The sequence below is a fragment of the Alkalibaculum bacchi genome (genome assembly GCF_937875145.1).
Taxonomy (GTDB): Bacteria; Bacillota; Clostridia; order Eubacteriales; family Alkalibacteraceae; genus Alkalibaculum; species Alkalibaculum bacchi_A.
Window position 1 is genome coordinate 1 of the sequence record NZ_CALNCS010000067.1, and the last position, 8,851, is coordinate 8,851.

6 protein-coding genes are annotated in these 8,851 nt (G+C 38.9%); 4 read left to right on the top strand and 2 right to left on the bottom strand.

The window, feature by feature from the left end; all coding sequences use genetic code 11:
- The coding region (locus Q7P22_RS04440) for a helix-turn-helix domain-containing protein (protein ID WP_303861121.1) at positions 1-245 on the bottom strand (245 nt) is incomplete at its 3' end.
- 1,641 nt (positions 246-1,886) lie between these two features.
- Entirely contained in the window at positions 1,887-2,687 is an 801-nt protein-coding gene (locus Q7P22_RS04445) for a GntR family transcriptional regulator (protein WP_303861124.1), read from the bottom strand.
- Between the two features lie 289 nt (positions 2,688-2,976).
- Here Q7P22_RS04445 and Q7P22_RS04450 point away from each other — a divergent pair, with 289 nt between their 5' ends.
- The 4 genes from Q7P22_RS04450 to Q7P22_RS04465 are packed head-to-tail and all read left to right on the top strand — an operon-like array spanning position 2,977 to position 8,028.
- Positions 2,977-4,590, top strand: a complete 1,614-nt coding sequence (locus tag Q7P22_RS04450) for a mannitol dehydrogenase family protein (protein WP_303861127.1) — start codon at positions 2,977-2,979, stop codon at positions 4,588-4,590.
- 47 nt (positions 4,591-4,637) lie between these two features.
- On the top strand, positions 4,638-5,711 hold the full coding sequence (gene uxuA, locus Q7P22_RS04455; RefSeq protein WP_303861130.1) for a mannonate dehydratase: 1,074 nt from the start codon (positions 4,638-4,640) through the stop codon (positions 5,709-5,711).
- A complete protein-coding gene (gene uxaC / locus Q7P22_RS04460) occupies positions 5,680-7,155 on the top strand; it encodes a glucuronate isomerase (protein WP_303861133.1) in 1,476 nt (491 codons plus the stop codon). Before uxuA ends, uxaC begins: the two co-directional genes overlap by 32 nt.
- A 48-nt stretch (positions 7,156-7,203) precedes the next feature.
- Positions 7,204-8,028, top strand: a complete 825-nt coding sequence (locus tag Q7P22_RS04465) for a sugar phosphate isomerase/epimerase (protein ID WP_303861135.1) — start codon at positions 7,204-7,206, stop codon at positions 8,026-8,028.
- Positions 8,029-8,851 lie beyond the last annotated feature (823 nt).

Here is an 8,851-nt window from a genome sequence, read left to right on the forward strand (position 1 = left end):
GTGTGGCGTTGCTTCTTCCAGTTCGTCACGTCTTGGTCGAGCCATTCTTGGATAAGGGGCTTGTACGGGTCGAGCTTCGAGGACCTTGGTACGACTGCTCTAGGGGGATTAGGCGAGAAATCATCCTTTTTGAGGTAGGTGTAGACGGTGTCGCGAGAGACGCCTGCTGCCCTGGCGATCGAGGCGACGCTCTCGCCATCTCTGCGCATCTGACGTATAGAATTGACATCGGACATGCTGATCATCGTTCCTTCCTGCCTTCCTGACGGATATCGAAGAACCATCAGGTTAGGCCGAGTGGATGGGTTGGCATGTTCTGCATAAAGTGTCGAATTTCAGATGCAGATTCTGTCGATCACGAGACTACTGCATACAGAACTTTGGGTCGTAGACCTTCCTCGTCGTCTTTGACATCCTTGAAACCTCGCTTTCTGTGCCACATAGGCACATTGTCGTGGGTTTCGTTAGAGAATCAAATTCCGTGTCCGAGAATCGGCAGCCACTTCATATCTCGTCGATGATCAGTAAGAGAGACGTGCGAATGTGGGCAGGCGTCTGAATAGGTAGCTTTCTTTTTTGCCTTCTGGAGTCTGATGACACATGTCAGCAGGTCGTGAGCTTCACTCGATAGCGTCTTTTAGATCGCCTCCATATCCAAGGGAAAAGCCAGATGCGTCTTTACGGTGCCGAAAGCCCCAGGCACTACGATATTGGGGTGTTGTCTGTGTGATCACATTCAGCAAGCTCGCGCATGGCGGTCTGGAATATGAAACCTAAAAATCAGAAGTCGAAGTCGTCGAGGGTCTTGCGATAGAAAAAGACGCGAATCTGAGCGGCATCTCTTAGCTTCTTGCCTGATATGGACGGCCATCCCTTAAGCTTTTCATGTAATAGTAGGTCACAGGCTCGCTCATGTGTGGTTGCATGTATCTGCTTGTTGGCGACGTTATCTGGCCAGGCGATAGCCGGCCTTGCTCCTCAAGGCCGTAGAAGCTCTCAGCTTCCAGGAAAATCCCTAATGTAGCGCAGCACGCTTCCTGTCCTGCCTGTGGTCTGAAGATGATATGGCTTGCAGACCTTCGGTCTATGCCCATAACGTCCGGCAAAGTCCAGTAATAAAGCATTGAAGACGATGCCTTCCCCCGATTGCGCCTGAGCCCGACGATATGGGCATTGCGTAGAGTATCTCTTCGGTAATGTTGCCAAAGAAGGAAAAGACGTGCTCGCAGCAGGCAAAAACGTCGCTTATGTCTCATCTGTGAGCACTTCTGCATATGTCATCTGCGAATATCCCAGTAAGACACGGATCCGCTTGCCACCTAGGACGTGACATCTAAGTTAGGCCCAAACGATTTGAGCCTGATGTCCTGGGGCAGTCTTAAAACGGATATCGCTCACGCACCTTCTTGCTTTGCGATACGGCTTTATGAAGTCGGCCACGATGGTCTTTTCATCCGCATACCCCATCGTCGATATCTTTCGTAGGAAGCTTCTCGACGCTGATACGGGATATTCTCGCCCAGACGCTCGAGCGGTAGTCCTTGTATGGGTTTAGCTTGGGTGGTGGACCTCGCATCGTGGTGCGTTTTCAGAGGCGTATGGCTTTCCTTACCGTGTTTCTAGAAAGCTCTCAGATCCTGGCGATCTCCTTGATCAAGACGTCTCGCTGCTAGGCAGCGACAATATCTGTCCGCTCCTGCATTGTGATCATGTGGCTCCTCCTCCCATTGCAAAGAGGGAACCAGCTTTTTATTGTGAGGGAATCAGTTTTCAACCGTTAGAATGGGGCCATTATTAAATGATTGAGTGCACCTTGTAAGATATCGTTTTCAACTTTGGTTATATATGTACCGACTCACTTGAACGTTATGAGAGATTTCTATTAATTACTCTGTAGCAAGAGATAGAGGTATAGCTGGGGTTCCATTGCTTAGTCCATTAAGTACAAAGTAGTCTGAATGACTATTTGTCATACGATCAAAATAAGCTGTGTAGTGGTATAAATGATGAGCAATAAAATCGCGGATAGTTCTTTCTGAAATATCGTGACCTATTGCCAACATTTTATATAATTCTTCATGTTCACTGATGTCAGGGTCTTCATAGCCAAAAATTAAACCCATATAGCGAACTCGATCAAAATGAGTCGTCCCCTTACGAATTGATTCCCATACAAGTTCTTTATTTGCTGCTTGATAAATAATATGGTGGAATTCATCATCAAGATGAATAAACTTATAGGGATCAGGTTTATTGGCGATGGCTTCTCGTTGTCCCTTGATGTTTGTTGCTAGGCGTGTAAGATCCTCTGTAGGCATAGTGCCAATGACTTGCAGAATAACCGCAGGTTCGATTGTAAGACGTAAGAAAAGTCCCTGCCTGAGAGCATTGAGATCTATATAGGAGACATGCGTAGCGCTTTGTGCCTTTACGTCTACAAGCATATGGTCATGTAGGAGTCCAACTGCTTGATGCACGGGTGTTTTAGATAAGCCTAATCGTTTAGCAATACAAGATTCGCGGACCCATGCTCCTGGTGGAATTATGAGCATAAGAATGTTATATTCCAAAATACGGTATGCATAAGCAACTCCAGTTTCCTTTTCCTGTCGAGGAAAAATATGCATGGCTTCAGCCGCATTAACACCTGTTCGAATTACAGCACGAGAAGACTTCATTTGTATCATTAAAATAAACCTCTCAAATAGTTATACCATGTGATTTTAGTATACAAAAAAATATAACAGTGCAACAAAACGATCTAAAATAGCAGATTAGGTAAATTTCTTACTAATTGAAGAAGACGAATTTATTCGAGGTAATTTGTACCGTTTACGGATAATCAATATCCTTCTGTCTTTTCTTATAGGCTAGTTGCTTGACGAAGTCTTGGCCATATATGAAAAATGTTATTCTAGTTTAGCAATAGAATATCCCTAGATTTAGCTAAGGAATAATCAGACAGGAGGAGTTAACGTGCTGTCATTAAAACAGTGGCAAAATGAAGAAATAGAATTTAAAAAAAGGGGCATTAAACTTCCAAGATTTGATGTTCATGCGTTAAAATCTGCAGGCTTATTTCAACCTCAATGGATTCACTTCGGAGGAGGTAATCTTTATCGAGCATTTCATGCTGCAATTGCGCAGGATTTGGCTGATAAGGGAGAGCTTGATCGTGGCATAGTAGTTGCAGAAACGTTTGATCCATTTACTGTGGATAGAGTTTATCGTCCATACAACAATGATATACTTCAAGTTATTATGCATACCAATGGCAAACTGGATGAACGTGTCCTCGCGATAACTGCGGGAGCTTATTTTTGTAATACTAAACGGCCTGAAGATTTAGCAAAAATGATTTGTTATTTTAAAAGTTCAGACTTGCAACTTTCAACTCTCACTATTACTGAAAAAGGGTATGCCGTTAAAGATATCCATGGTAGTCTCCTAGCATCAGTTGTGGATGAAATTCAAAATGGTCCTAAGCATGCTGTGTCCACCATGGGTATAATTACTGCCTTATTGTTTGCCCGCTTTTTGGCTGGTGCTGCGCCTATTGCAATGGTATCTACTGACAATTTCTCTCGAAATGGATTTCGTTTTCGGGAATCAGTTTTAACTATTGCTCATGGATGGCTTAATCATGGTTACGTTAGTCAATCATTTTTAGACTATATTTCTGACGAATCTCGTGTTAGTTTTCCTTGGTCAATGATTGATCGGATTACTCCTAATCCAGCGCAAGCAACTGAAAAGAACTTAGTGAAACAAGGATTTTCTGATCTTGGTATTATTACGACGAAAAGTGGTTCACATTTTTCCGGGTTTTCAAACACGGAAGAAATTCATTATCTTGTTCTTGAAGACAATTTTCCTAATGGTCGTCCAGCATTTGAAAAAACTGATGTTATTCTTGCTGATCGAGAAACTGTTGAAAAAGCGGATACAATGAAGGTTACAGCATGTCTTAATCCGCTCCATACATGTTTGGCAGTTTTTGGATGCTTACTAGGTTATGACCGTATATACCAAGAAATGAGAAATCCTGATCTAGTGAGTCTTATTAGACATCTTGGCTATGATGAAGATCTTCCTGTAGTCATTGATCCTGGTGTAATAGATCCAAAGAAATTTATTGACGAGCTTATAGATGTTCGATTACCTAACCCTAATTTACCTGATACTCCGCAACGCATTGCTACTGATACTTCTCAAAAAGTACCAATACGATACGGTTATACTATACAAACATATATTAAGATGGGTAAAGATGTCTCTAGCTTAATATTTATTCCCCTTACCATTGCAGGTTGGCTTCGTTATTTAATCGGCATTGATGATAATGGAAATTCGTTTAAACCAAGTCCAGATCCGCTACTCGAAACTCTTCAAGGATACCTTGCGGGCATTTCTATTGGGGAGATAGATAGAGCAAAAATTCATGCAAAGGTTAAACCAATATTGTCTAATTTAAAACTTTTTGGGGTCAATCTTTATGACGCAGGTCTGGCGGAAAAAATCGAAGAGTATTTTCTTCATATGCTTGCTGGACCTGGGGCTATTGCCGTCACGATTCATAAACTTATTTAAATATTAATTAAGTTAGTAATTACTAATTTTAGAAAGAAGCTACACTAATGGAAATGACCTTCAGATGGTATGGGCCAAAAAATGATGATATTACTTTAGAAGAAATACGACAGATACCTGGTGTATCAGGTATTGTTGGCTGTCTTATGGATATTCCTGTTGGAGAACCTTGGCCAAGAGATCAAATAAAAAATCTTAAGGATACGGTTGAAAAAGAAGGGTTAACTCTTAAAGTTATAGAGTCAGTGAATGTGCATGATGATATTAAAGCTGGCTTGCCGTCTCGTGATAAATACATTGAAAATTACAAGCAGACAATTAAAAATCTAGCTTTGAATGGAATAAAAGTTATTTGCTACAACTTTATGCCAGTTTTTGATTGGGTTAAATCAGATTTAAATTATAAGCTAGCCGATGGTTCTCATACTCTAATTTTTAAGAGTAAGGATATTCCAAATGATCCAAATAAATTACTAAATCAATATTCTTCTCAGACAGGAGATTATGTTCTGCCTGGCTGGGAGCCGGCACGACTTGCACATATTAAACATCTCTTTGAGATTTATCGTGATGTAGATGAGCAAAAGCTACGTTCAAATCTTATCTATTTCCTAAAAGCTATTATGCCTACTTGTGAAAAGTATGATGTAAAAATGGCAATACACCCTGATGATCCGCCCTATTCAATGTTTGGATTACCGCGTATCATTAAAAACAAATCAGATCTTGATTGGCTTTGTAGGACTGTGGACACTCCGTATAACGGTATTACATTATGTACAGGTTCCATTTCAGAGGATCCATCTAATGATGTTTATAGCATCATTGAAGAGTTTACACGTAGAGGTCGTATTCACTTTGCACATGTTAGGAATATAAAGTTTATTAGCCCTAAAAATAACTCAGATTTTTATGAATCTGCTCATGAATCTAAATATGGTTCACTTGATATGTATCGTATCGTTTCTGCCTTACATGACAATGGGTTTAATGGTTTCATCCGTCCAGATCATGGAAGAATGATTTGGGGAGAAACGGGCCGCGCAGGCTATGGCTTATATGACCGAGCTCTAGGTGTTGCATATATAAATGGTCTTTGGGAAGCAATTGATAAACGATAAACATGATGGAAGGTTAGAAATGTTATTGAACAAAGATTTTCTTTTAAAAAATAATTGGGCTAAAAAACTATATCATGGACATGCAGCTCATATGCCGATTATAGATTATCACTGTCACCTAGATCCAGCTGAGATTTATCAAAATAGAAAATATAATAATCTTACTCAAATTTGGCTTTATGACAATGGATTTGGTGATCACTATAAATGGCGTCTTATGCGGGCAAATGGCACTCCTGAAAAACTTATTACGGGTAATGAAGTTGATCCATATAGCTGCTTTGTTGAATATGTAAAAGCAATTGAAAAAGCTCCTGGTAATCCTTTATTTGAATGGAGCCATCTTGAACTCAGGCGGTTTTTTAACATTGATTTAACTATTAATCAAAAAAATGCTAATGAAATTTGGAAAAAAGCAAATAAGCTTATTGTGACTGAAGATTTTCGTGCAAAAAGACTTATTCAGCGTAGTAATGTCCGCCTCATATGTACTACTGATGATCCTGTAAGTGATTTGCGCTATCAGAAATTATTGCATGATGAAGAAAAGGAAAATGGTTTTAAAGTTCTGCCTACATTTCGTCCTGAGAATTTGATGAATATTAGGCAAAAAGGTTTTCCTGAGTATATCAAAAATCTTTCTGATATTTCAGGTACTTTAATTACTAACTATAAGGCACTTTGTAAAGCTATTGCTCAACGGATAGAATTTTTTCATAAAATAGGTTGTCGTTTAGCAGATCATAGCCTTAATACATTTTATTTTTGTCCTGTAGACGAAGAAAAAATGAATCGGATTATAGCAGATGCGCTTTCTGGTAAGCAAATTAGCTGTGAACAAGCCGAGCAATATAAAAGTACAATTCAGCTTTACCTTATGGAACTTTACAAGAATAATGATTGGGCCATGCAATTACACATAAATTGTTTCCGTGATGATTCTACTAAAGATTTTGTGACTATTGGTGCGAATGCGGGCTTTGATTCTGTTGGTGATCAGCCTGATATCGTAAAACAAATTAAAAATCTTTTTGATGTAGCAGATCAGAAATCAATATTGCCCAAGACTATTATTTATAGCCTTAACTCTAATGATTGGCTAGCCTTAGCTTCTTTAGCAGGATCATTTCAAGGAGCTGGGGTACGTCAACGGATTATGTTTGGCAACGCATGGTGGTTTAATGATACTTTATCTGGGATACGTGATCAGCTTACTATATTTGCTCAGCAAGGTCTTCTTGGTAATTTCATAGGTATGCTAACTGACTCACGTAGCTTCCTATCTTATCCTCGGCATGAGTATTTTCGTCGAGTGCTTTGTGAGTTATTTGGTGAGTGGGTAGATAATGGTCAGTTACCCGAAGATGAACAGTATCTAGGCAAAATAATTGAAGATATTTGTTATAACAACGCCCACGATTATTTTGGATTTTTTGCAAGCTAAAATGAAAAAAATAGGTTATTTATCGCATATAAATTAGGAGATCCTACTGTGTTTAACTTTGGAGTTCGTGGACACGATATTACTGGGGTATCAGATCCTGATCAATTAGGGTTGAGACTTGAGAGGTTAGGTATCAAAAATGTGCAGCTTGCTTTAAATAAGTCATTTCCTGATTTATTGAGTGGGGAACATGAAATTAATCCAGGTATGGGTAATTATATCTCACGTACTCTTCTTAAATATAGTGTGCGTATTGCTATCCTTGGATGTTATATTAATATGATTCATCCTAAGCTTGCTAAACGTGAAGAAGCTCTTCGTCGTTTTGAGGCATATGTCAGAAATGCTAAATATTTTGATTGTTCTATAGTTGCTTCTGAGACTGGATCATGTGATACAAATTTTAATTATACTGAGAAAAATTTTAGTGAAGAGAAATTTTTAGAATCTGAAGAGTCAATTCGTCGGCTTGTGAAGGTTGGCGAAAAGGAAAATGTAGTTGTTGCGATTGAACCTAATGTTATGAATCCAATTCATGATGTTGAGACCGCAATAAGAGTATTTAATGATATAAGTTCTCCGAACTTAGGCATTATAGTTGATCCAATGTCATTAGTAACTGCCGATTTAGTCCCTCAGCAACTTCAGATAGTAACGGATATGTTTAAAAGCCTTGGTGACCATGTTGTCGCTTTACATCTTAAAGATTTTATTATAGAAAATGGAAACGTTGTACCAACTACATTTGGTAAAGGGTTGCTTCCAGCAGAAGATATTTTAAAAATATATGCTAGCTACCGTCCGATGGGATATGTTATTTCCGAAGAAACGCGAGATTCTAACTTAATGAAGCCAATCTGTATGTGCCAATAATTGCGATCATTTAGGACAAATTGTTTGGCTTAAGTATTTCATGTGTCTCAAGGGCTTTTCGATACAAGAACTGAACTTCACTGCATTTAAGAGTCTTAAGTTATAGATGCAGTGAAGTCAGTTATTGTCGTAAGATTCTTCTGATTCTATGTTTCAGAAGAACTAGCTGTATATATGCAGCTAGTTTAGTTATATGATGTTATCCAGTTTTGTAAATAGTGTTTTGAATTGAAAGATAAGCTAAGCATTTGATTTAGCCTTTGGGAGTTCAATAGGTTTGCTTGTGTCCAAATCCCCATGAGCTCTATGCGTGCTTATTTACATATCTAGAACGGGATCTTGATTGCAGCAAAACCCTTGGCGAAAGGCGTGTCCAAGTATAAGCCGAAAAGTTATGCCTAGTATGTACTTCTTCTTTTGAGTAAATGTCTCCTGATACTTCTCTTTATATTTTGTCCTTGCTTTAGCAAGTGTCTCATTGTAGTTAGCCTTGTATGGGCTTCTTACTTGAAAATAAAAGAGGCAATGAGATACTGCTAGCGTTTATTATCCTCACAAAGTTTCCTCCCTTAAAATTTCAAAAAAGCTCTAATCTTGAAAATAAGGCAAATAAGACTTCCTTTGTGCCCCCACCATTTTGAAAAACTATTTTGTATCCTACGGTATATTTCGAGAACCTCGCTAAGAAACTAAGGTTACTCCAGAATTTAAAGGTAGCTCATTTTAAAAACCCTGAGTTTAAAAGAATATTTAGGACTTTATTTCATAAGAATATGTGCCGTTTACAGAGTATTATTGGCCACTCAAAAAACTGAAATAAGAA